The sequence below is a fragment of the Falsiroseomonas oryziterrae genome (assembly GCF_021864505.1).
Lineage (GTDB): Bacteria > Pseudomonadota > Alphaproteobacteria > Acetobacterales > Acetobacteraceae > Falsiroseomonas > Falsiroseomonas oryziterrae.
In genome coordinates, this window is the sequence record NZ_JAKJIB010000616.1 from 1 (window position 1) to 1,048 (window position 1,048).

The window sequence follows — 1,048 nt, forward strand, 5'->3', positions numbered from 1 at the left end:
CGACTGACCGCGACGGCCGACCTGATCGCCGCGGAGGGGCTGACGCTCGATCTCGGCGGCGCGCCGGCGCGCGGCTCGCTGGCGCTGCGGCTCGCGCCGGAGCCACGCCTCGACCTGGCGCTGATCGCGAGCCGGCTGGAGCTGGATGGCTGGATCGGCGCGTTGCGCGGCGGCCCGCGGGGCTGGCCCGTGTCGCTCGACATCGCGGTGGAGGCGGCGGCCTACGCGGGCGTCACGCTGCGCCGGGTGCGCGGCATCGCTTCGGTCGAGGAAGGGCGGCTCACGCTCACCGATGTCTCGCTGCTGCTGCCGGGCGAGACGGAGATCGACCTTGCCGGCGTCACGGCGGGCGGGCGGCTCGAGATCGCGGCGCGCTTCGCGGGGCCCGACATCCGCGCGGCGCTCGACGCGCTCGGCCTGCCGGTGGATGGGCTCGACGCCACCCTGCTGCGCCGCGGGGAAGGCCGCTTCCGGCTGGTGCTGGAGGAGGCGCAGGCGGCGGTGCAGGACCTCGCGGCGAGCATCGAGGGGCTGCGCGTGACGGGCGCGGGAACGCTGCGCTACGGGCCGCGGCCGGCGCTTGGCGTCGGGCTGAACCTGGATCGGCTCGACCTGCTGCGCTGGATGCCGGGCGGGATCGACCTCAACGCCGCGTCGCGGGCGCTCGGCGCGGTGGACCTCAACCTCCGCCTCGGGGCGGAGCGCGCGACCTTGGGCGAGGCGGTGCTGGAGCGCGCGACGCTCGATGCCGCGGTCGAGAACGGGCGGGTCACGCTGCGGCGGCTGTCGGGGCGGCTGGCGGAGACGGATGTGGCGGTCTCCGGCACCGCCGTCCTCGGCGCGCAGACACGGCTGCAGGAGGTGACCATCGACGCGAGCGGCCCTGCGGCGCGCGGCCTCATGGCGCTGCTGCCGGGCGGCTGGCCGGACCGCGCGCCGATCGCCGCCATGCCGGTCGCACTCCGCGTCTCGGGCGCGGGGCCGCTCGAGGCGCTGGCGCTGCGCGGTACGGCGGAGCTCGGCGAGCTGCGCGCGGAAGCGACCGGCA

The 1,048-nt window shown here is 77.6% G+C and carries 1 protein-coding gene; it reads left to right on the plus strand.

Going from position 1 to position 1,048, the window contains the following annotated elements:
• Positions 1-1,048 (plus strand): AsmA family protein (locus L2I40_RS23645; protein WP_237217793.1); only part of this gene is annotated, 1,048 nt, incomplete at both ends.